Below are 22,507 nucleotides of genomic sequence, written 5' to 3'. Positions count from 1 at the left end.
CCTCCTATATTTCTTACTTTTAAATAGTTTACCATGAAATTAATGAAATGCAATTAAATTGCTTAGTGTACTACTTAAATTTAACAACGGTCGAGCCGTCACCACCCGCATTCGCAGGTGAGTACCCAAAACTCTTTACCCGGCGGTTTCCCTTCAAGTAATTAGTAACCCCTTTACGGAGCGCACCCGTTCCTTTTCCATGAATAATCGTAACGGATGGATACCCAGCTAATAAGGCTGCATCAATGTATCGATCTACTTCATGCATCGCTTCATCATACCGATGCCCACGCAGATCTAAAGTTGAAGACATCCCAGATGATTTCGTTCTTCTAACCGAATTGTATTGTCGCTTGGTCTCTTTTTTAGGTTGACTAGTCTTCTCTAAGTCGTTTTCATCAATTTTCATTTTTAAGATCCCAATTTGAACTTCCCAACTGTGGTTACCAGTTTTATTAATCAATACCCCTGGTTGACCATAGGATTTAACGATAACGTCATCGCCCTTATGAAAATCATGCTTAGCTTTTTCACGTTTCAACACCCGGTTATTGGTCAAGGTCAGGTCATTATGCAATGAATTTAACTTACCCTTAGCATCCATTAATTCATTTTCTTTAACGGCCTTCTCAGACAAATGCTTTTGTTTTTCATGTAGATCCGCAATAATTTGATCAGCTTGACGTTTAGCCTTTGCTACGATTTCATTTGCCTTTTCCTTCGCATTTTGGTTCAACCGTTCGCGTTGCTTCTCATATTGAGTAAACTTATCCTTTAATTCAGCATGTAAGTCAGTTGCGGCATTCAATTGTGACTGCAGATAATCTGCATCTTCACGGGCGCGTTTCGTTTGGTCAGCTAGTTGCTTGATCATATTATTGATGTCTTGACTGCTGGTATCGGTAAATGAACGGGCTTCTTGAATCACACTAGGATCTAAACCTAATCGTTCGGCAATATTTAACCCATTACTTTGTCCTGGAACACCCAATAATAGGTGATAAGTTGGTTTTAACGATTCTACATCAAATTCCATTGATGCATTGATCGTTTCAGGTCGGTTATATGCATACGCCTTTAACTCTGGATAGTGGGTCGTTGCGATTACTTCACTACCCACTGCACCAATTTTGTCCAAGATGGCAATTGCCAATGCGGCCCCTTCTTTTGGATCAGTTCCAGCTCCCACTTCATCCAATAGGACCAAACTATTAGCGGTAATTTGTTTTAAAATTTTTACAATATTGTCCATATGGGATGAAAAAGTACTTAAGTTATTTTCAATCGATTGGTCGTCCCCAATATCAGCAAAAATATCATCAAAGATTCCAACCTGACTACCTTCATTCGCAGGAATGAATAATCCAGATTGAGCCATTAACTGTAGTAAGCCCACTGTTTTAATTGTAATGGTTTTCCCACCAGTATTCGGTCCAGTCACGATAATGGCCCGATAATCAGCGCCTAACTTAATGGTGTTACCAACCACTTTCTTTTGGTCGATCAATGGATGACGAGCCTGCTTTAAGTTCAATGCATTATCGGCAGATACATTGGGTAATGTCGCCTTTAGTTGATTTGCATACCGTGCTTTTGCGTTCACTAAGTCTAAATGCCCGATCAACTTCGCATTATTAATAATTTCATCTTGGTATGGAGCAACTAAGTCTGACAGTTCTGCTAAGATACGAATTTCTTCTTGACGAGCAGTTAATTGGTCCCGTCTAAGTTGATTATTTAATTCTACTACGGCTGCTGGTTCAATATATAAGGTTTGTCCAGATGCACTTTGGTCATGGACAATCCCCCCAAATTTGGACTTAGCTTCGGCTTTAACCGGAATTACATACCGATCATCCCGAATTGTAATAATCCCCTCACTTAGGTACTTAGCTTGACCCCCACGTAGGTACTTACCCATTCGATTACGAATGGAAGTCTCCGTCCGTTGAATCCGTCTTCTAAGCCCGTGTAAAGTTTCAGAAGCTTCGTCCAATAGACGACCATCTGGATTTAAGGACCGCTTAAGCCGTTGAGTTACTTCTGGAATCACTGCAAATTGATCAATTAAATCATACAACCGATTTAATTCCACTTTGTTGGCCTGTAGATTATTAAAGAACGTAATCATTTGATTAGCAGTAATTAAGACCTGCATAATTTGAGCTAACTCAGTTCCATTTAAACTTGCATCAATCGTAAGGCGTTTCATATAGGGTGTAATGTCGTTCAATGCTACTAGTGGCATCGCTTTTTGCAAACGTAAAATATGCACCCCGTCATCAGTTTCTAGTAATGCAGGGCTAATTACATTTGCATCATTACTAGGATTTAATTTACTCAATTCTTCTCGGCCAGTGCTGGTCGAGAGAAATTTAGCTAGGGCACCCTTAATTTTATTATATTCCAGGGTGTCTAAAACCTTAGAATTCATAGCTTCAATCCCCCTTAATTTGAGTTCAACCACTGATTAACTACATTGTGCGTTAGGAGTGGTGTTTGATTTACTATTGTTTGTGCTAAATTTGAATTAACGTATTGGGTCACGAACCATGGTTGACTGCTTTTTACTAATACGATCAAGACAATCAAAATCAATAAATACCCCATAATGAAACCGGCGATTGCTCCTAATAAATGATCAAGTTGCTTTAATCCTGGTAACTTCACCGCTGTTTTTAACACACGGCTCACCCGCATCATAATTAAATAACTAATTAAAAACAATATAAAAAAAGCAATTCCACTAGCTAGTGCTGTTCCAATGGTTTCAAACGCGCTTTTCACTAACTGCGCTAATTGATGTGAGAAAGTCCATGCGACCCAAAATGAAATCACATAACTGGCGATGGAAACCATTCCCGCCACCAGTCCACGGTGATATCCAATGATTCCACTAATCAGCAGTAAGATGATTATCAATAATGTTAACATCCCTAATGTTCCTCTTTATTATCCTTTTCAATTTGATCAAGTTTGCCTTGCATCTTTAATTGATCAGAAATCGCATTAAATGCTAGCAGCACCATCGCATCCTCATAGCTAATACTGGATGATAATTGGTTTAATTGATTTAATTGTTTATTCATTAAGTCAGTTACTGCATGCATGTGTTCCATTGAACTCCTACCAACGAACGTATACGTTCGATTGCCGATTTTGGCTTTGAACCGTTTTTTGATTTCACTCATTAGTTAATTCCCTCCAAATATTTCATGTCTTATTTTAGCATGAAATATCGTCACCGTTTATTTTTCACAAAAAAACTCCCAAGCAGATGCTGGGAGCCTTTGTTATTGATTAGAATCATTATCTAAAAACGTATTTAGAACGGATTCAACAATATCCCATTCCTTTTCGGATTCGATTGGCATCAAGTGACCACCTTGCGGATCAGTAGGATCTTCACCCTTAGGTAGTGCGTATGCCTCGATATCAACCTCATCATCATCTTCCTTACCAGCTGGGTACACTAAGATGTATGATTTGCCCATATCTTCTGATTCGAAGGTAAATAAAATCGTGTAAAGCTCTTCATTACCTTGATCATCGACCAAGGTGATTTGTTGTTTACCATCTTCATTTGTTGTTTCAGTCATATTAAATTCTCCTTTATGGCTGCATTAATTTACCCTTACGGTCTAAATATCCCTGTAAAATTAGTTCTGCAGCGATCTTATCAATTACTTTTTTACGTTTTCTACGTGAGGTATCGGCTTCTTCCACTAACATTCGTTCGGCTTCGACCGTGGTCAGTCGTTCATCTTGGAAATCAAAAGGAATCCCAAATTTTTGATTCGCCATCCATGCATACTTACGAGCCGCGTCGACCCGCGGACCAGAAGTATTATTCATGTTTTTGGGTAACCCCACAACGAATCCATCAACATCATATTTAGCTACCAATTGTGCTAAGCGATCTAGCCCAAATTGTTTTTCATCCTCATTAATCGGAATGATTTCAACGCCTTGTGCCGTCCATCCCATTGGATCACTGACTGCAATGCCAACGGTTCTGGACCCGACATCTAATCCCATTAGCCTCATTTATTAGCATCCTCATCTTTTTTGTTTTTATCAAGGTAAAAGCGCACTAATTCCTCAATAATTTCGTCACGTTCGTGGCGCCGAATTAAGTTTCTAGCATCGTTAAAACGTGGAATATAGGCAGGATCTCCTGAGATTAGGTACCCTACAATTTGATTGTAAGGATTATACCCCTTTTCTTCCAGCGTTTTGTACACGATCAAGAGTGTATCGTGAACATCTTTCGGTGCTTTATTAAAATCGAAGTACATTGTCTTATCTAATGAAGTCATCTCTAACACCTCTTATATGCTTACGTTTAATCCAATTTTACTAAAAATGATCGTAAACCTCAAATTTAATCCGATTACCATTAAGTACGCACTTAGTCGTTCTGATTGATTCATTATATCATATAATCTAAAAAAAGCCCTAAAAGTTAAATTATTTTCAACTTTTGAGCTTTTTTATTAATCGGATTTAATTATTTTTGGTTTTGGACCCAGTCAACTGCAGCTGCCATGGCATCATTTAATCCAGCTGGATTAGTTCCACCAGCTTGAGACATATTTGGACGACCACCACCGCCCCCGTTAATGTTAGAAGCAATGGCCTTGATCAAGTCACCAGCCTTAAAGCCGGCCTTCACTTGATCATCACTTACAGCAGCAATTAAATTAGCTTTATCCTTGCTGTTCGTTCCTAATACCAAGATATCAGAAAGTTGCTTTGTCCGCCAAGTATCAGCCAACTGACGTAATTGTGCCATTCCAGAATCTTTGATAATTCCAGTAATAATCTTAACTCCGTTAACGTCCTTAACGTTTTCAAAGACGTTGTTGGCTTGTTGTCCAGCAATCTTAGCTTCTAATGATTCTTGTTTTTGTTGTAGTTCTTTTACCTGTGCTTGTAATTGACTAACCTTGTTTGGAACGTCCTTAATTTGGCTAGTCTTTAGTTCACCAGCAACTTGTTTTAACAATCCTTCTTGATCGCTTAAGTATTGATAAGCTTCTTCAGAAGTTACGGCTTCGATTCTCCGGACTCCGGCTCCAACACCAGATTCAGAAATAATCTTGAATAGACCAATTTCATTAGTGTTCTTAACGTGATCTCCACCACAGAATTCAACGGAGAAGTCACCAGCACTAACCACTCTGACCTTCTTACCGTACTTGTCACTAAAGACCGCAACGGCACCCATTTCTTTTCCAGTTTGTGGATCAGTTTCAATGGTCTTAACTGGTAATTCAGCGAAGATTTGTTCATTCACTAGTTGTTCAACCTTAGCTAAGTCTTCTTTCGTCACTGAACCAAAGTGGTTAAAGTCAAACCGAAGGTAAGTTGGTTCAACTAATGAACCGGCTTGTTGGGTATGACCACCTAAAATGTTCCGTAATGATTGATCCAATAAGTGGGTTGCCGTATGGTTCTTTTCAACCTTACTGTGGAAGTGTTTATCCACAATTAATTGGTAACTAGCACCCTTCTTCATTGGGGCTTCTAATTCAACCGTGTGTAGGTTTTGACCATTTGGTGCGTGTTGAACATCGACAACCTTAGCCACTAGGTTCCCAGCTTGGTCTTCAATGATTCCTTGGTCGGCCACTTGACCACCCATTTCAGCATAGAAAGGTGTCTTATCAAAAATTAATTCAGCCTTACCAGCCTTAACGCTATCAACGATCTTTTCATCAAAAATAATGTCTTCAAGTTTAGCATTATCAACCGTTAATTGAGTGTATCCAACGTACTTACTTGGGGTCTTAATATCAACTAATAAATCTCGTTGTAAGCCCATTGCACCACCGTCTTCACGTGCATTTCTAGCCCGATCCTTTTGCTTTTGCATTTCAGCCTTAAAGCCGGCTTCATCTACGCTTAATCCTGCATCAGCCAAGTATTCTTGGGTTAATTCAAATGGGAAGCCATAGGTATCATAAAGTTTAAATGCATCAGCACCACTCATTTGCTTACTATCTGATTGCTTAACCTTATCCATCACATCATTTAGTAGGTCTAATCCGTCAGATAACGTATCGTTAAACCGTTTTTCTTCTGATTGAACTACCTTTTGAATGTAATCAGCATTTTCTAATACATCTGGATAGTGCGACTTCATAATTTCACCAACCACTGGTACTAACTTGTACAAGAAGTTGTCTTGAATTCCTAAGTCCCGACCAGCTACGATTGCCCGCCGAATTAAACGTCTAATCACATAGCCACGACCAACATTAGATGGAATTGCACCATCATTGATGGCAAATGTAATTGCCCGCGCATGATCAGCAATGATCTTGAATGAAACATCGTCATTAGCATTGGCACCATACTTCTTACCATCACTTAGTTCAGCGGTCTTATGGATAATTGGTAAGAACAAGTCGGTTTCAAAGTTCGTTGGTGCATCTTGGAAAATTGAAACCACTCGTTCAAGGCCCATCCCCGTATCAATGTTCTTTCTTGGCAGTGGTTCATAAGTGTCATCTGGCTTGTGATTAAATTGTGAGAACACGATGTTCCATACTTCTAGATACCGTTCATTTTCACCACCAGGATAATTTTCTGGATCATCCGGTGCTAAGTCATCATACTTAGCGCCCCGGTCATAGAAGATTTCTGTATCGGGACCGGAAGGCCCTTGACCAACATCCCAGAAGTTATCTTCCATATCGATCAAATGACTAGGATCAACTCCAGCGGCAATCCAATCTTTTTTAGCATCTTCATCATCAGGATAAACAGTCATGTATAACTTGTCCTTATCCCAACCAAAGTACTTATCAGATGTTAATAGTTCAAATGCCCAATCAATCGCTTGTTTCTTAAAGTAATCCCCAACGGAAAAGTTACCGAGCATTTCAAATAACGTTTGGTGCCGAGCAGTCTTACCAACGTTTTCGATATCGTTGGTCCGAATACTCTTTTGTGAACTAGTCATCCGCGGATTCTTAGGCACTACACTTCCATCAAAGTATTTCTTCATGGTTGCAACCCCAGAGTTAATCCATAATAATGATGGATCATCGACTGGAATTAACGAAGCACTAGGCATAATGGTGTGCCCACGTTCTTTAAAGAAATCCAGAAACATCTGGCGAACTTCACTACTACTTAATTTTTTCATCAATATTCCCTCCAAAAGCACAAAAACACCGTTGCTAGTAAAGACGCTTTTAACGCGGTACCACTTTACTTGCAACGATGTCTTCGTTTACCTCTTTAGTCTCAATAACGCTGAGCAACGTAACTGTTAATTTGGATAGCCCGCAACTTAAACTTGTATCCTTCGCACTAACCAGGATATCTCTGCTTTCCACTTAAGCCTTGGATGTTCCAATTTGTTATTGGTTAATTTATTCATTTTAATTATACAATACTTTTGATAATCAGACCAATGATTTAACGAATTGATTAGCGATAACGTTGTGAACTTTGTTTCTTTTGCTTTCTTTGTTTCCGCGCTTCGTTTCGTTGTTCAATTTTACGATTCATTTCATCATTACGCTTAATTGCATTCTTAATCCGCCGTTTGTAGCCAGGTTTAACCTTTTTCTTATTCTTTTTAACCATCCCAATCATGGTTGGTTCTAGTTTTTTCTTCTTGTTACGGTGGGTTTTACGACGATTCCGATCATATGAATCCACAATTTCATGGTTACGAATGGCTTTTGGCTTAAATGTAATTCCCATTTTTTCTAGTTCAGCCACTCGGTCTTCTTCATCGGGCGCATATAACGTAATGGCTGTTCCTGGCATTCCCTTACGGCCAGTCCGACCAACCCGGTGAATAAAGTAATCTAAGTCTTCTGGAATGTCATCGTTAATAACATCAGAAACCCCGTCAATATCAATTCCCCGGGCCGCTAAATCAGTTGCCACCACGTATTGATATTCTAGGCGTTGAATTTGCTTCATGATTCGTTTCCGTTCTCTAGGCTTCATGCCACCTTGAATCATTCCTACCTTTAGGCCTTGTTCACGTAAAAAGTTATGAATTTCTTCCACTCGTGAACGCGTATTAGCAAAAATCAACACTAGGTATGGTTCACCCATCGTGATTAATTGATAAATCAAATCGTTTTTATCCTGACCCTTAGTAGAGATTAATAGGTTATCAACGGTTGGACTAATTACTGATTCAACTGGAATTTCTTCTGAAACCGGTTGATTCATATACTTCTTCAAAAATGGTTCCAGTTTTTGTGGAATGGTAGCAGAAAAGACCATCATTTGAAGGTCATCCCCAAAACTAGCCGCAATTTTATCCACTTCACCTAAAAATCCTAAATCTAGTGTCATGTCCGCTTCATCCACTACTAAACGGTTAGCAGTGTGTAGATCAAGGGCTTGGGTGTTGACCAAGTCTAAGATTCGCCCCGGAGTCCCAATGACAATTTGGGGTTGTTCATTACTTAGTTTTTCTAATTGACGTTGTTTATCGGTTCCCCCAACGTAGTTAGCTAAATGAATCGTTTGATCACTATGGGCCGCTAGTTGTTTTGCATTTTCATAAATTTGATATGCTAGTTCACGACTAGGGGTCGTAATTACTGCTTGCACCACTTGTTTATCAGGATCAATTTGATCAAAAATTGGTAGCAAGAAGGCATGCGTCTTCCCACTTCCCGTTGCTGATTGACCAATAACGTCCTTGCCCTTTTCAATAACTGGGATTAACTTTTCTTGAACCGGCGTCGGGGTAGTAAAATTCAATTCGGCTAATGCATCGTTAATAAACGGCTTTAAGTTAAATTGTTTAAAGCTAGTACTCATTAGACAATGTCTCCTTTATAATTCGCTGCAGCATCACTAATCGCTGCAATTACCTGCTTAATTTCAGCATCATCTTTAGCCACTGCGCCACTTGCTAGTGGATGGCCACCACCGCCAAATTGCTTAGCAATTTCGTTGATCACTGGACCCTTGGAACGCAGGCGCACCCGATAAGTTCCATCCTTTTGTTGAACAAAGATGGCCCAATTTTTAATTTCCTTTAATTTACCAGGGAGTGGTACGACGGCAGATGTACTTTCATCTCCTAGTTTCAAATCTTGCATGATTTGGTTAGTCAAGACAATGTAGCCAGCGCCACTATCCAAAATTTGAATGTTTTGGTAAACATATGCGGAGAGCCGAGCAAGTGGTAAATCAATTTCATCTTCAATTTGGTTCACATCACTAGTCGAGAAGTCTAACTTGGCTAGTTGTGCTGCTACGGCGAATGTATGTGGAGAAGTAGATGGATATTTAAACCGACCCGTATCCCCTACGATTCCAGCATATAATAGCCGACCTGCAGCCGCATTGATTTTTAAATCATCACTTTGCGCATATAGGTCATAAATTAATTCACTAGTGCTAGAAGCATCAGGTTGCACCCACATAATATCACCAAATTGGTCATCATTAGGGTGGTGATCAATCTTGATCATCATTTTACCAGTCGTGTAGCGACTATCATCAACTCTTGGTTGATTAGCGGTATCTAAGACCATGACTAGGGCATCCTTGTAAACATCATCGGCAATTTCATCAACGACGCCAAGCCAATTGAAACCCTTATATTGCTTACCAACAGAATAGACATGCTTATCTGGAAAAGATGCTTTAATAATGTTGGCAAGGCCCATTTGAGAACCAATTGCATCTGGATCTGGATGTTGGTGACGGTGAATAATAATCGTATCAAATTTTTTAATTGCATTCACAATTTGTTCTTGTGTGTTCATATTGTCATCCTTTATTTGTTTGCTTAGTTAAATTATACCATTAAAAAAAGCCTGAGTAACTTCAGGCCTTTTAATTAAATCACTTAAAACTATTTATCTGAATCGTCAGCAGCCTGATCATCCTTTGCTGCTTCCGTACTCTTAGCTGGTTGTTCAGTTTCAGTCGTAGGTTTAGCATCGGCAGCTTTAACACTGGCAACTGCGTTTAAATCAAATTCTAAGAAAATCCCATCACAATCTAAAGTAACGGTCTTGTTAGTTTGGTCAATTTCATCAACGACCCCGTGAAGCCGACCAATGGTAACAACATGATCACCCTTCTTTAAGCTGTTGATGGTTTGTTGATGTTGTTGTTGACGCTTCTTTTGAGGCTTAATCATTGTAAAGTACATAACCACAATGATTAATACGATAAAAATAACTGATGAATATTGTTGTAACATAATTACTACACTCCTTCTTTTATACTACTTTAACAAAATATAGTGAACACGTCTACTTATTTCAAATTAAAATGTTGGTATGCCTTATCAGTAACCGTTCGACCACGGGCAGTCCGCTTTAAGAACCCAATCTGGAGTAAATACGGTTCATACATAGACTCAATCGTATCTGATTCTTCTCCAATATTAGCAGCAATGGTATTTAATCCCACTGGGCCGCCGTTATAATTTTCAATCATCGTCATTAATATTTTCTTATCGGTTGCATCTAACCCAACTGAATCAACATTCAATAATGCTAAAGCATGTTCAACGACTGGCAATTGAATATCCGGTTGGCCAGAGACCTGTGCAAAGTCACGAACCCGTTTTAACAACCGGTTCGCAATTCGAGGGGTCCCCCGCGAACGCCGGGCAATTTCATGAGCCGCTTGTTCTTGAATGCCCGCATGAAAGATATCAGCAGTCCGCTTAACAATTTCTTGTAAATCCTTAGTCTCATAGTAATTCATGTGCTCAACGATTCCAAACCGGTCCCGTAACGGAGCGGCTAACACGCCGGCCCGCGTGGTCGCTCCAACTAGCGTAAATGGTGGTAATGGGAAGTGAACCGGATGGGCAGTCGGCCCTTGGCCAACCACAATATCAATGTAAAAATCTTCCATTGCAGAATAAAGCATTTCTTCTACTACTTTAGGGAGCCGGTGGATTTCATCAATAAATAAAACATCCCCGGGCTGCAATTCATTCAACAATGCTACTAAATCACCAGTCTTTTCAATCGCCGGTCCACTAGTTGTTTTAATATTAACTTCCATTTCCCGTGCAATGATCATCGCTAACGTGGTTTTTCCAAGCCCAGGGGGGCCATACAAAAGAACATGGTCTAATGATTCGCTCCGTTGTTTTGCTGCTTCAATATAAACTGATAGTTCATGTTTTAATTGATCCTGTCCAATATATTGACTCAGTGTTTGGGGCCGCAATGACTTTTCTACTGCGGATTCATCATTGTCTGCTGGTTGCCCAGATACGAGTCGATCATTATCTGTCATCTACGATCCCTCCCTTCTAAAATTGGGTTAATAGCTTTAATCCTTCGCTCAAGTATTGGTTGGTATCCATAGGTTGATCAACTGCCAATAATTGTTTTTCGACTTTTTTAACATCCCGTGAAGAATATCCCAATGCAGATAGCGCATCCAATGCATCTTGTAATTCCTTCGCACCAGTCACTTCACTAGTTGATGGTTGTGGCATTGCCTCAGGGGTCAATAGATCATCATTAAATAAATCATCAATTTTACCCTTTAGGTCCAAAACAATTTGTTTGGCAGTCTTTTTGCCAACCCCTGGAAATTTAGTTAAAAACGTTACATTTTCTTCATTGATTGCCCGCAAGAGCGCTTGATTTTGGTTCCCGGCCATAATTGCATTGGCACTTTTCGGCCCAATTCCTGAAACATTGATTAGCTTTTCAAACAGGGCTTTATCAGCCCGCGTCTTAAATGCATATAAGGACTGAAACGAGTCCGTGACAACTTGATGAATGTATGCCTTGACCTTATTTTCAGCATCCACTTGGTATTGATATGGGTCTGAAACAAATAATAAGTAGCCAATTCCATTCACATCTAAGACAACGTAGCTGGGCGTGACGGCGGTAATATAGCCCTCAAAATACTCATACATTGGTGTTACCTTCCTTAATTATGTTTAGTTTGACTTTCATGGGGATCTTGAATCCGTTTGAACATCTTTTGCATATCATAGTTAGTAAAATGAACTAAGACTGGGCGCCCATGGGGACAGTTAAACGGATCTTCAACTTGGGCTAATTGAGATAATAACTGGGTTGCCTGTTTTCGATCCAAATGATGATTGGCTTTAATGGCCCGTTTACAACTCATCATAATGGCCGTCTTAGCCCGAAAATCAGCCACCGAAATTTTGCCGTTATTAAGCACCCAATCGACCATCTCGCGAATAGTAGATTCTTCTTGGCCGCTAGCAAACCACGTTGGATGCTTTCGGACAATAAAACTATTTTTACCAAACGATTCTAATTCAATCCCCACTGCTTTTAATAGCTCTAAGCGATCATTTAGCAGTAATGATTCAGACGTTGAATACTCCAACACAATTGGCACCAATAGGGCTTGTTCATCGGAACTAACTGCCCCGATTGATTCACGAAACTGCTCGTAGTTAATCCGTTCTTGAGCTGCATGTTGATCAACAATATACATCCCGTCATCAGCCTCTGCTAATAGGTAGGTCCCATGCATTTGTCCAATGTACACTAAATCAGGAAATTTAGTGTTAGCGGTTGGATGCGATTTGAGCTCAGGCTCAACTTCAGGTGCAGCATTAGCTGCAGTCGTAGGGTTAGTTTGCACACCACCAAATGGTAATTGATCCGGTTCATTTTGATAGTAGGATTGAAACTGTTGAACAGCTGGCTGATTTAGCTCTGCCTTCGTTTTGACCACGATCATTTTAGGCGCAGTAGCTGGCCCCGCTGTTGAATCATCATCGGCATCGGCCTTACTAAGTGGAGCGGCCGGTGAATCGACAGGTTCAGTGGCCTTAGTTAATTGATCAGCCGTTTTTAATTCATCAACATGATGATGTTTTGAATTCTGATCTAGTTCAAATGCAATTTGATCGATTTGTTGATACTTAGGCTTAACCGCATGCTCACGGTCCATCACATTTGGAATGAGGTTTTGGTTTGATAATTGAGCTGCAACTGTTTTGGTCAACAAGTTGCACAATGCTTCTTCCTTACTGATCCGAACTGTTTGCTTGGTGGGGTGAACGTTGACATCCACTAAGGTGGGGTCAACTTCGATATTGACCACTGCAATGGGATAACGTCCCACCATTAATTTCGAACCATACCCCGCTGTGAGGGCTTTGGTTACGTTGAAGTTTTTAACAAATCGGCCGTTTAAAATGATTACCACATAATTATGGCTCGCACGGGTTAGTTCGGGCAAACTAAAGTAGCCACTGATTTTGAAATCCAGGTCTTGATTTTGAAACGCCAACATCTTTTGGGTTTGCTTAGCACCATAGATGCCACCCAGTACCTGTAGTTGGTTATTCCGCCCTGCCGTCCGTAAAATTTCACGGCCATTATGGGTAACTGAAAACGCAATTTCCGGATGCCCCAGTGCCAACCGATTAACAATGTCATTAATCTTAGCTAATTCCGTTGCCGGTGTCTTCATGTATTTTAACCGGGCTGGGGTGTTAAAGAATAAATTAGAGACGGTAATGTCAGTTCCGCGCCGTGCGGCGGCTGGTTTTTTATCAACCGTCTTTCCGCCTCGGACATGATACTCGACTCCTGGACCACCAGTAGACGTCTTTAGGATCACGTCTGCCACGGAAGCAATACTAGGTAGTGCTTCTCCCCGAAACCCTAGTGAATGAACATTAAATAAATCGCGGCGGTCTCGAATTTTACTAGTGGCATGCCGCATAAACGCTAATTCAACATCATCAGGGGCAATTCCATTACCATCATCAATGACTTGGATTTTTTCAAAACCCGATGCATCAATGACAATGTCAATTTGCGTACTATGTGCATCAATTGCATTTTCAACCAGCTCTTTGACCACTGAAGCGGGTCTTTCAACTACTTCTCCAGCAGCAATCTGATTTGATAAAACTGGTGATAATTTATGAATTGTCCCCATAATGATTCCTCCCCATTAGCTTAGTTCAATTTCTGTTTCCACTGGTACACTTGATTCATAATTTCCATTGGCGTTAAACTCATTAAATCTGTTTTGGCCAACTCATTTAGAATTTGTTGCTCGTTCTTTTGATGCTTTGAAGTCGATTTATGATCAACTGGCTCGTCAAACAATGCTAATTGTTGATCTTGTGATAATACATCAGCTGATTGTTCAACGGGTGCTGGTTCAGCCGCTAGTGATTCATTAGCTGCCTTAGATTCTGGCAGTTTAACGGACTTGGTTTCACCTTCTAGGGCCTTCAAGATCACATCTGCGCGACTTAATAACGGTGCTGGTAAGCCAGCGATTTTAGCCACATGGATTCCATATGATTTATCAGCAGCCCCTGGTTCGACCTTGTGTAAGAACACAAGTTCACCGTTCTTTTCGCTAGCTCCCACATGTACATTTTTCAAATGCAGCAATTCTTGATCCAGGGTAGTCAATTCATGGTAGTGCGTTGAAAATAACGTCTTAGCATGAATATGATTATGCACATACTCAATAATGGATTGCGCTAATGCCATCCCATCATAAGTAGCAGTCCCCCGCCCTAATTCGTCAAATAAGATCAAACTATTGGGCGTGGCCTTTTGGAGGGCTTGATTAGATTCCTTCATTTCAACCATGAACGTACTTTCACCGCTAATTAAATCGTCTGCCGCACCAATTCGGGTGAAAATTTGGTCAAAAATCGGCATCTTGGCTGACTTAGCCGGCACGAAGCATCCCATCTGAGCCATGATTACCGTTAATGCTAATTGTCGCATGTAGGTACTCTTTCCAGACATATTAGGTCCCGTAATCAATAGCACCTCGGTATCTGGATTCATCAAGACATCATTGGGTACATATGATTGATGCCCCATGACTTTTTCCACTACGGGGTGCCGCCCATCAATAATTTCTAAGTCATGTTGAGCATTTAAACTAGGCCGCACTAATCGATACTCTTCACTAATGCTAGCAAAACTTTGTAATACATCTAATGTAGCAATTGCATCTGCTAACTTTTGTAGCCGTTGAATTGACTGCTTAACTTGGTCCCGTAATTCGGCAAACAGGTCGTATTCGAGGCTCTTTGATTTTTCTTGCGCTTCTAAAATCAAAGCTTCTTTTTCTTTTAGTTCAGGGGTTGAGAAACGTTCAGCATTCGTTAGGGTTTGCTTGCGTTCATACCGATCACGAGGAAGCTTACTTAAGTTGACCTTCGTTACTTCAATGTAATAACCAAAAACATGGTTATAGCCAATTTTAAGGTTATTAATGCCGGTCGCTTTTCGTTCTCGGGCCTCTAATTCAGCCAGCCATTGTTTCCCATTTTGCATTGCATCCCGGTATTGATCTAATTGATGACTGTAACCATCCTTAATAATACCGCCATCAGTAATTGAAATTGGTGGTTCTTCTACCACAGCTGCATCGATTAAGCGTTCAATATCATCGACTGGTTCGATCTTAGAATAAATAGATCCCAATACCTTAGGATTTAATTGCCCTAGCGTATATTTAATTTGTGGAATTTGGCCTAATGAAGATTTTAATTGAATCAAATCCCGGCCGTTTACATTCCCAAAGGCGACCCGTCCGGCAAGACGTTCTAAATCATAAACTTTAACCAATGCATCTTGTAATTCACTACGTTCAAAGTAATGATCCAATAGCTCTTGGACCGCGTTTTGTCGTTCCACGATCGCAGTTTGATTAATCAATGGCCGCGCCAACCAGCGCTTTAGCTTACGGCCCCCCATGGCTGTTTTAGTCTCATCTAATAACCACAGCAGGGTTCCAGACCTCTTTTTGGTTCGAATATTTTGAAATAATTCTAGATTATATTGTGAATTATGATCCATCTTTAAAAATGATGATGGTTCATATGAAACTGCCTTCTTCAAGTGCGCTAAGTCACGTTTTTGGGTCTCTGTAATGTAAGTGACTAACAAGGCCACGGCTTGTTGTTCTACATTAGCAGTTAAATCTTGCGTTAAGTAACTAACTTCAGCAATCGTCGTCTGTCCACTGGTCTGATGAGACACTAAGATGCCTAGTTGCTTAAACTTTGTTAGTAACTGATCGTTAACTTGATCATCTACGACAATTTCTTTGGTCTGTAAACTCAGGATTTCGTTAATAATCGTAGCTTCATCCGTTAATTGACTGGTCTTTAATTCACCGGTCGATAATTCAGCGTAAGCAAAGCCATATTGATGACTAGTGTGGTCATACACCAATGCAGTCAAATAATTATTGTTCTTAGCATTGGCTACACCAGTTTCAGTCCGCGTCCCCGGGGTCACTAACTGGGTAACCGCGCGCTTAACCATGCCTTTAGCTGATTTAGGGTCTTCCATTTGTTCACAAATGGCCACCTTGTAGCCCCGGTCAACTAGAATATCAACGTAATTTTGAATTGCCCGATGCGGCACTCCACACATTGGAATCGGATGCGCAGAATTTCGATTACGACTAGTTAACGTCAACTCTAAAATCTGTGAACCCTTGACTGCATCTTCATTGAATAGTTCATAAAAATCACCCAAACGATACATTAAAAATGCGTCTGGGTACTTATCCTTAACCGCTTGATACTGTTGCATCATCGGCGTTAATTTTGGTGATTTTGCCATTCAAATTTCCTTTCACTAATTTCCGTATGGATGGTCTGGATCAATTAAAATCGGTTTAATTTTAATCGCATGTCCATCCCGATCACTCATATCAATTACACATCCTGACAATATTCCCGCCCCATTTTCTTCTACTTGAAACCGGACTGGGCGTTGGGTAATGAATCGCTGTAAGATTAAATCGGTCTGCATCCCTAAAATACCGTCATAGGGACCGGTCATTCCGGCGTCAGTCATAAATGCAGTGCCCCCTGGTAAAATCCGCGCATCATTAGTTTGAACATGGGTATGGGTTCCGACTAAGGCCGAAATTTGACCATCTAGATACCGAGCAATTGCTAGTTTTTCACTTGTGGTTTCAGCATGGAGGTCAACGAAGATAAAATCAACCTTCTTTTTAATTTCCTTAATAATGGCATCGATCGTATCAAATGGATTATTTAAATTATCCATAAACACTAGGCCTTGTAAATTAATAACAGCCACCATTTTACCGTTCACATTCACAATCGTATAACCATTACCGGGGACATCTGGGCCAGGATAATTGGCAGGCCGAATCAAATTCGGCGTGTCATTAATAAAGTCAACAATCTCAGCATTGTTCCAGGCATGGTTACCTAACGTAATCACATCTGCGCCTGCATTCATAATCTGTTTATAGATTTTATAACTAATTCCTCGGCCAACTGCGGTTGAATTTTCACCATTCACAATGGTAATTTGTGGTTTCAAATCCTTTTTTAATTTTGGTAAATATTCCTGAAGCATCTCTACGCCAATTTTACCAACGGTGTCACCAACAAATAATAATCTCATTTAATTATTGTCCTCGATTCTATTTTAAATCGTATTAATTTATTATCTTAATTTTACCACGCGGCATTTAAAATAAAAAAGACCAAGAATTGGTCTTTTTTATTTAGCATATTCAACTGATCGAACTTCACGAATAATCGTGACTTTAATGTGACCTGGATATTCCATGTCAGATTCAATCTTTCGTTTAATATTGCGAGCTAACACAACTGCTTGCGTATCAGACAGCTTTTCGGGATCAACAATTACCCGAATTTCGCGTCCCGCTTGAATTGCGTAACTGTGTTTAACTTCTTTAAAACTATTACTAATTTTTTCAAGACTATCTAGTCGGTGAACGAAGCTTTCAAGTGACTTACTCTTCGCTCCCGGTCTAGAAATCGAAATCTTTTCAGCAACCGCAACTAATTCTGAAATCACATACCGTGGTTTAGTTGAACTAGTGTTTTGGTCAGCTAATATTGAGTCAATAACAACTGGACTTTCGTGGTATTTCTTAGCGAGATCAGCACCAATTTTAACATGCGAACCATCAGATTCATGATCAACCGCGATTCCAATTTCGTGTAATAACCCTGCGCGTTTTGCTAATGTAACATCCTCACCCAATTCAGCAGCTAACACTCCAGAGAGCTTAGCTACTTCAATTGACCGACTTAAAGCATTTTGGCCAAAGTACATCTTATACTTTAATTTACCCACTAATTTAATCAATTCATGATTCATTGAATGAATTCCTAAATCAAAAATCACATCTTCACCAATTTCTTGGATATGTTGATCTAATTCACGACGACTCTTATCCACCATCTCTTCGATGCGAGCTGGATGAATTCGACCATCTTTAATTAGTTTTTCAAGAGCTAGCTTAGCCACTTCTCTTCTAATTGGATCGAATCCACTTAAGATTACTGCTTCTGGAGTATCATCAATTACTAAGTCAATTCCAGTCAGTGTTTCAAAGGTTCTAATATTACGGCCTTCACGACCGATAATTCTACCTTTCATGTCGTCATTTGGTAAATTAACAACTGATACCGTCGTTTCCGATACTGTATCAGCAGCACTTTGTTGAATTGCTTGGACGATTAAATTCTTAGCATTCTCATTAGCTGTTTTATTAGCTTGATCATAACTAGATTTAATCATCTTTGCTCGTTCGTCAGCTAATTGATCTTTGGTCTCCTTAATAATTAAGTCGCGGGCTTCATCTTGTGATAGTGATGAAACCTTTTCGACCTCAAGTTGACGTTCATCAACGAGTGATTCAGCTTCTTGTTGGCGTTTGGCAATTTGTTTTTCATCCGCATTTAGCTTAGCTTCTTTTTTACTAAACCAGCTATCACGCTTTTCCAAAGAAGATTCTTTTCGATCCAAGGAGTCTTCGCGTTGTAATAATCGATCTTCTTGTTTTTGAATTTCAGAACGCCGATTCTTCAATTCTTCTTCAATCTTTGATCGATAGTCATTACTTTCTTCACGCGCTTCGAGAATGGCCTCTTTTTTGGTCGTTTCAGCATGACGCTTTGCTTCAGATAAAATGTCTTTAACATTTTCATGAGCAGCATCTAACCGCTTTTCAGTGGCATTTTGATGAACTGCTTTTCCAACGAAAAAACCAACGATAATAGCGATGATTGCGACGAGGATTAAATAAATAAATGACACTCTAACACCTCCGCATCATCAAACAATGATTAATTAATCAGTATTTTAGATGTTATTGATTACTATCACACCTATCCATTTTAAATTTTACTAGGCCCAGTGTCAACTAACATATATTTTTAGTCAAAAAAAGCAAATTAAGTTTCCTTAATTTGCTTAATGATTATTTATTAGGTTTTCCCTTCGTATCAGTGGATGAAGGCGTAGCTTTGGCATCATCTTGATTAACATCAGTTTGATCGTCAGCTTCTGCAGCGCCGCCCATATTATAAGCAGCCCGTACCTTATTATAAACTTCTGTTTTAATATCGGGGTGATCAACTAAGTATTGCTTAGCATTTTCACGTCCTTGACCAATCCGGTCTTCACCGTATGAATACCATGATCCAGCCTTGTTGATAATGTCCTTATCAGCAGCCATATCAATTAATTCACCGACTTGAGAAACACCCTTACCGTACATAATATCAACTTCACACCGCTTAAATGGAGGTGCAACCTTGTTTTTAGCAACCTTAATTTTGGCCCGGCTACCAATAATATCGGTCCCGTCCTTAATTTGTTCACCACGTCTAATTTCTAAACGAATCGTGGAGTAGAATTTAAGGGCCCGACCACCAGGAGTCGTTTCAGGATTTCCAAACATTACCCCTACTTTTTCACGAATTTGGTTAATGAAGAGCGCAATCGTTTTGGTCTTATTAATCGTCCCGGAAAGTTTCCGTAAGGCTTGAGACATTAAACGTGCTTGTAGCCCAACGTGTGCATCCCCCATTTCCCCTTCAATTTCAGCACGGGGAACTAGCGCTGCCACGGAATCAACAACCACAATATCAATCGCTCCACTAGAAACTAAGGCATCTGCAATCTGCAATCCTTGTTCACCAGTATCAGGTTGAGATAGTAGTAATTCATCAATATTAACCCCTAAGTTAGTCGCATATTCAGGGTCTAAGGCATTTTCAGCATCAATGTATGCTGCTGTTCCACCTTGCTTTTGGACTTCTGCAACTGCTTGCAGTGCAATCGTCGTCTTACCAGAACTTTCTGGACCATAAATTTCAACAATTCGACCACGGGGATAACCACCAACACCTAGTGCATTATCTAACACTAATGAACCAGATGGAACCGTTGAAATTCTAGTATCACCACGGTCACCCATCCGCATGATGGAGCCCTTACCGAATTCCTTAACGATTCTCTTTAAAGCACCATCTAGTGCCGCTTTTCGTTCGTCAGCCATTCATTTTCCTCCTCTACTTTTACAAAAATCATCTTTATATACTATACTAATCAATTATCAAAAATGCAAACAAAAGTTCGTTTTTATTAATTTAATTGTGCATCAATTAGCTCGAAAGCCGCTGCTACTGATTGATGACGAATTGAAGCACGATCACCCGAAAAGTGATAGACGTTAGCAAACGGCGCTTGCTTACCAAAAGAAATTCCGATCCAAACAGTTCCAGCTGGATTATCTTCTAACGCATCTGGTCCTGCCACTCCCGTAAACGAAACGCCAATATCGGTTGCTAATTGATTCCTGGCACCATTAGCCATTTCAATTGCCGTGGCTTCAGATACTACTCCAGCTTGTTCAATTGTTTGTGTCTTAACGTTCACCAATTGATGTTTAACATCATTAGCATACGTTACAAAACCACCAGGAAAAATAGCAGATACTCCTGCAACATCCCCTAACGTACTTTGAAACATGCCTGCCGTTAAGCTTTCAGCAGCCGTAATCGTTAAATTACGCTCAATTAAGCGTTGCACTACGTTCGTTTGAAAATCATTTGCCATCGTTATCAACCTTCCTTTGATTAAATACGTAAAGATTACATTGAACCTTTAAAAATATCCCGATTTTTTACAAAGTAATCAATTCCGGAGTAAATCGTAAAGAATAGACAAACGTATAATAAGATTTCACCAATTGAAATCTTTACCATGCTAAATAGGACGTTGTTCAAGAATAAGAAGATAATTGAAAACATTTGAGAAGCTGTTTTAATCTTACCCGGCCATGCTGCGGCAATCACCTGACCATCATTTTCAACCACAATTAATCTTAATCCAGTCACCGCTAATTCCCGACAAACAATAATCGATGCCACCCATGCCGGGACCTTGTTCATGGATACTAAAATAATAAATGCCGTCATTACGAGCATTTTATCCGCTAATGGATCAGCAAACTTACCGAAGTTAGAAATTAAATGGTGGCGTCTAGCAATCTGTCCATCTAAGAAATCAGTAATTGATGCAGCTGCAAAAATAATGGCCCCTAACAAACTATTAATGGGCATGGTGCTGCCTAAGAAACTAACTTGTCCCCATTGAATCGGTAATACTAACACTAAAATAAATATTGGGATTAAGATAATCCGCATGACAGTTAATTTATTTGGTAAATTCATTTCAATAGCCTCCAAATAAAAAGCCGGGTAAGCAACTACCCAGCTTTTTTAATTTAATCTTATTTACTAAAGTTAAATGTAACGTTTTGAACTTGTGAATCACTAGTAAGTTTTACTTCTTTACCATTGATTGATAACTTAGTAGCAGTTGCATTTCCTAAGTTAACAGTAGCTGAAGTGGTGTTACTTGGTAACTTAACGGTATGACTACCATTAGCATCTTGTGATGCTTGGTAAACACTACTATTATTAGCATTTACACCGACCCAAGCCCGTGCAGAAGTCATAATCTTAATATCACTGCTAGTCTTTTTAGTCGTTACCTTATAAGTTCCACCATTTGTATCTGATGATTCAGAGGTAATCTTAGTAGTGTTATCAGTAGTCTTTTTAGCCTTCTTAGTCGTCGTCTTCTTCTTGGTACTACTGCTATCAGCACTACTAGAAGACCCAGATACAGACACAGAGCTACTACTACTAATATTAGTTTGTTGAGAATTCTTAGAACTCTTCGCTGCCGCAAACCAGATTACTAAAATCACTAGGACCACTGCGACTGAAATAATTACAACTGGCACATACTTTCTAATGGCCATGTTTCGATCATCAACTTTACGTTGCGCCGTCCGCGTTGCAATCTTATCTTCACTTACTTTATCAACGTATTCCTGCTTTTTAGTATCAGGCAGATTTTCATCAAATCGCTTTAAAAGTTCATTGCCATCAAGGCCAACTGCATCCGCATATTGTTTAACAAAAGCACGAACATAAAATTCACCAGGTAACTCATCGAACTTATTTTCATCAATTGCAATTAAGTACCGTTTTTGAATTTTAGTGTTATTTTGAAGATCATCAATGGTTAATCCCTTAGCAACTCGTGCATCATGAAGGGTTTGCCCAATTGAAGATGTTTCTTTGTTTTCTTCACTCATCAAAATTACCTCAATTATTATAAATTTTTACATAACTAAGTATATCATAACAACAGTTTTAAGATAACAATAGTTTTAC

General features: G+C 39.7%; 20 protein-coding genes. All 20 read right to left on the bottom strand.

The window, feature by feature from the left end; genetic code table 11:
- Positions 1–70 precede the first annotated feature (70 nt).
- The gene (locus R4146_RS04455; protein ID WP_339960230.1) at positions 71–2,434 is read right to left on the bottom strand and encodes an endonuclease MutS2; all 2,364 of its coding nucleotides are present in this window, start codon (positions 2,432–2,434) and stop codon (positions 71–73) included.
- A 14-nt stretch (positions 2,435–2,448) separates the two neighbouring features.
- On the bottom strand, positions 2,449–2,934 hold the full coding sequence (locus R4146_RS04450; RefSeq protein WP_339960229.1) for a CvpA family protein: 486 nt from the start codon (positions 2,932–2,934) through the stop codon (positions 2,449–2,451).
- Positions 2,935–2,936: 2 nt separating this feature from the next.
- A complete protein-coding gene (locus tag R4146_RS04445) occupies positions 2,937–3,191 on the bottom strand; it encodes a cell division protein ZapA (protein ID WP_339960228.1) in 255 nt (84 codons plus the stop codon).
- Positions 3,192–3,293: 102 nt separating this feature from the next.
- Positions 3,294–3,599, bottom strand: a complete 306-nt coding sequence (locus R4146_RS04440; RefSeq protein WP_339960227.1) for a DUF1292 domain-containing protein — start codon at positions 3,597–3,599, stop codon at positions 3,294–3,296.
- A gap of 13 nt (positions 3,600–3,612) precedes the next feature.
- Positions 3,613–4,047, bottom strand: coding sequence for a Holliday junction resolvase RuvX (gene ruvX, locus R4146_RS04435; protein ID WP_339960226.1), 435 nt, complete (start codon positions 4,045–4,047; stop codon positions 3,613–3,615).
- Positions 4,044–4,319: an IreB family regulatory phosphoprotein gene (locus R4146_RS04430; RefSeq protein WP_339960225.1), complete on the bottom strand. Its 276-nt coding sequence runs from the start codon at positions 4,317–4,319 to the stop codon at positions 4,044–4,046. The genes ruvX and R4146_RS04430 overlap by 4 nt, the downstream gene beginning before the upstream one ends.
- A 191-nt stretch (positions 4,320–4,510) precedes the next feature.
- Positions 4,511–7,156 carry an alanine--tRNA ligase gene (alaS, locus tag R4146_RS04425; RefSeq protein WP_339960224.1) on the bottom strand — a complete coding sequence of 882 codons (2,646 nt, stop codon included), beginning with the start codon at positions 7,154–7,156 and terminating at the stop codon, positions 4,511–4,513.
- 287 nt (positions 7,157–7,443) lie between these two features.
- Entirely contained in the window at positions 7,444–8,805 is a 1,362-nt protein-coding gene (locus tag R4146_RS04420; RefSeq protein WP_339960223.1) for a DEAD/DEAH box helicase, read from the bottom strand.
- Entirely contained in the window at positions 8,805–9,761 is a 957-nt protein-coding gene (locus R4146_RS04415) for a DHH family phosphoesterase (RefSeq protein WP_339960222.1), read from the bottom strand. The genes R4146_RS04420 and R4146_RS04415 overlap by 1 nt, the downstream gene beginning before the upstream one ends.
- A gap of 89 nt (positions 9,762–9,850) precedes the next feature.
- A complete protein-coding gene (gene yajC, locus R4146_RS04410) occupies positions 9,851–10,204 on the bottom strand; it encodes a preprotein translocase subunit YajC (protein ID WP_339960221.1) in 354 nt (117 codons plus the stop codon).
- A 56-nt stretch (positions 10,205–10,260) separates the two neighbouring features.
- Positions 10,261–11,259: a Holliday junction branch migration DNA helicase RuvB gene (ruvB, locus tag R4146_RS04405; RefSeq protein WP_339960220.1), complete on the bottom strand. Its 999-nt coding sequence runs from the start codon at positions 11,257–11,259 to the stop codon at positions 10,261–10,263.
- Positions 11,260–11,275: 16 nt separating this feature from the next.
- Positions 11,276–11,896, bottom strand: coding sequence for a Holliday junction branch migration protein RuvA (ruvA, locus tag R4146_RS04400; protein ID WP_339960219.1), 621 nt, complete (start codon positions 11,894–11,896; stop codon positions 11,276–11,278).
- 14 nt (positions 11,897–11,910) lie between these two features.
- The gene (gene mutL, locus R4146_RS04395) at positions 11,911–13,914 is read right to left on the bottom strand and encodes a DNA mismatch repair endonuclease MutL (RefSeq protein ID WP_339960218.1); all 2,004 of its coding nucleotides are present in this window, start codon (positions 13,912–13,914) and stop codon (positions 11,911–11,913) included.
- A gap of 20 nt (positions 13,915–13,934) precedes the next feature.
- On the bottom strand, positions 13,935–16,583 hold the full coding sequence (mutS, locus tag R4146_RS04390; protein WP_339960217.1) for a DNA mismatch repair protein MutS: 2,649 nt from the start codon (positions 16,581–16,583) through the stop codon (positions 13,935–13,937).
- 15 nt (positions 16,584–16,598) lie between these two features.
- Entirely contained in the window at positions 16,599–17,402 is an 804-nt protein-coding gene (locus R4146_RS04385) for a TIGR00282 family metallophosphoesterase (RefSeq protein ID WP_339960216.1), read from the bottom strand.
- 99 nt (positions 17,403–17,501) lie between these two features.
- Positions 17,502–19,070 carry a ribonuclease Y gene (rny, locus tag R4146_RS04380; RefSeq protein ID WP_339960215.1) on the bottom strand — a complete coding sequence of 523 codons (1,569 nt, stop codon included), beginning with the start codon at positions 19,068–19,070 and terminating at the stop codon, positions 17,502–17,504.
- 163 nt (positions 19,071–19,233) lie between these two features.
- Positions 19,234–20,316 carry a recombinase RecA gene (recA, locus tag R4146_RS04375; protein WP_339960214.1) on the bottom strand — a complete coding sequence of 361 codons (1,083 nt, stop codon included), beginning with the start codon at positions 20,314–20,316 and terminating at the stop codon, positions 19,234–19,236.
- Positions 20,317–20,402: 86 nt separating this feature from the next.
- The gene (locus R4146_RS04370) at positions 20,403–20,876 is read right to left on the bottom strand and encodes a nicotinamide-nucleotide amidohydrolase family protein (protein WP_373695336.1); all 474 of its coding nucleotides are present in this window, start codon (positions 20,874–20,876) and stop codon (positions 20,403–20,405) included.
- Between the two features lie 35 nt (positions 20,877–20,911).
- On the bottom strand, positions 20,912–21,493 hold the full coding sequence (gene pgsA, locus R4146_RS04365; RefSeq protein WP_339960213.1) for a CDP-diacylglycerol--glycerol-3-phosphate 3-phosphatidyltransferase: 582 nt from the start codon (positions 21,491–21,493) through the stop codon (positions 20,912–20,914).
- A gap of 59 nt (positions 21,494–21,552) precedes the next feature.
- Positions 21,553–22,428 carry a helix-turn-helix domain-containing protein gene (locus R4146_RS04360; RefSeq protein ID WP_339960212.1) on the bottom strand — a complete coding sequence of 292 codons (876 nt, stop codon included), beginning with the start codon at positions 22,426–22,428 and terminating at the stop codon, positions 21,553–21,555.
- Between the last annotated feature and the right edge of the window lie 79 nt (positions 22,429–22,507).

Source organism: Nicoliella lavandulae, assembly GCF_037546185.1.
Lineage (GTDB): Bacteria > Bacillota > Bacilli > Lactobacillales > Lactobacillaceae > Nicoliella > Nicoliella lavandulae.
This window is presented reverse-complemented; position numbering and strand designations above follow the sequence as displayed.

What these genes read in the sequence shown, in the direction of transcription:
- R4146_RS04440 (WP_339960227.1), bottom strand. Translation starts at nt 3,599, where the DNA reads ATGACTGAAACAACAAATGAAGATGGTAAACAACAAATCACCTTGGTC.
- mutS (WP_339960217.1), bottom strand. Translation starts at nt 16,583, where the DNA reads ATGGCAAAATCACCAAAATTAACGCCGATGATGCAACAGTATCAAGCG.
- mutL (WP_339960218.1), bottom strand. Translation starts at nt 13,914, where the DNA reads ATGGGGACAATTCATAAATTATCACCAGTTTTATCAAATCAGATTGCT.
- R4146_RS04445 (WP_339960228.1), bottom strand. Translation starts at nt 3,191, where the DNA reads ATGAGTGAAATCAAAAAACGGTTCAAAGCCAAAATCGGCAATCGAACG.
- R4146_RS04370 (WP_373695336.1), bottom strand. Translation starts at nt 20,876, where the DNA reads ATGGCAAATGATTTTCAAACGAACGTAGTGCAACGCTTAATTGAGCGT.
- pgsA (WP_339960213.1), bottom strand. Translation starts at nt 21,493, where the DNA reads ATGAATTTACCAAATAAATTAACTGTCATGCGGATTATCTTAATCCCA.
- alaS (WP_339960224.1), bottom strand. Translation starts at nt 7,156, where the DNA reads ATGAAAAAATTAAGTAGTAGTGAAGTTCGCCAGATGTTTCTGGATTTC.
- R4146_RS04385 (WP_339960216.1), bottom strand. Translation starts at nt 17,402, where the DNA reads ATGAGATTATTATTTGTTGGTGACACCGTTGGTAAAATTGGCGTAGAG.
- R4146_RS04455 (WP_339960230.1), bottom strand. Translation starts at nt 2,434, where the DNA reads ATGAATTCTAAGGTTTTAGACACCCTGGAATATAATAAAATTAAGGGT.
- ruvA (WP_339960219.1), bottom strand. Translation starts at nt 11,896, where the DNA reads ATGTATGAGTATTTTGAGGGCTATATTACCGCCGTCACGCCCAGCTAC.
- R4146_RS04415 (WP_339960222.1), bottom strand. Translation starts at nt 9,761, where the DNA reads ATGAACACACAAGAACAAATTGTGAATGCAATTAAAAAATTTGATACG.
- R4146_RS04430 (WP_339960225.1), bottom strand. Translation starts at nt 4,319, where the DNA reads ATGACTTCATTAGATAAGACAATGTACTTCGATTTTAATAAAGCACCG.
- yajC (WP_339960221.1), bottom strand. Translation starts at nt 10,204, where the DNA reads ATGTTACAACAATATTCATCAGTTATTTTTATCGTATTAATCATTGTG.
- ruvX (WP_339960226.1), bottom strand. Translation starts at nt 4,047, where the DNA reads ATGAGGCTAATGGGATTAGATGTCGGGTCCAGAACCGTTGGCATTGCA.
- recA (WP_339960214.1), bottom strand. Translation starts at nt 20,316, where the DNA reads ATGGCTGACGAACGAAAAGCGGCACTAGATGGTGCTTTAAAGAGAATC.
- ruvB (WP_339960220.1), bottom strand. Translation starts at nt 11,259, where the DNA reads ATGACAGATAATGATCGACTCGTATCTGGGCAACCAGCAGACAATGAT.
- R4146_RS04360 (WP_339960212.1), bottom strand. Translation starts at nt 22,428, where the DNA reads ATGAGTGAAGAAAACAAAGAAACATCTTCAATTGGGCAAACCCTTCAT.
- R4146_RS04420 (WP_339960223.1), bottom strand. Translation starts at nt 8,805, where the DNA reads ATGAGTACTAGCTTTAAACAATTTAACTTAAAGCCGTTTATTAACGAT.
- R4146_RS04450 (WP_339960229.1), bottom strand. Translation starts at nt 2,934, where the DNA reads ATGTTAACATTATTGATAATCATCTTACTGCTGATTAGTGGAATCATT.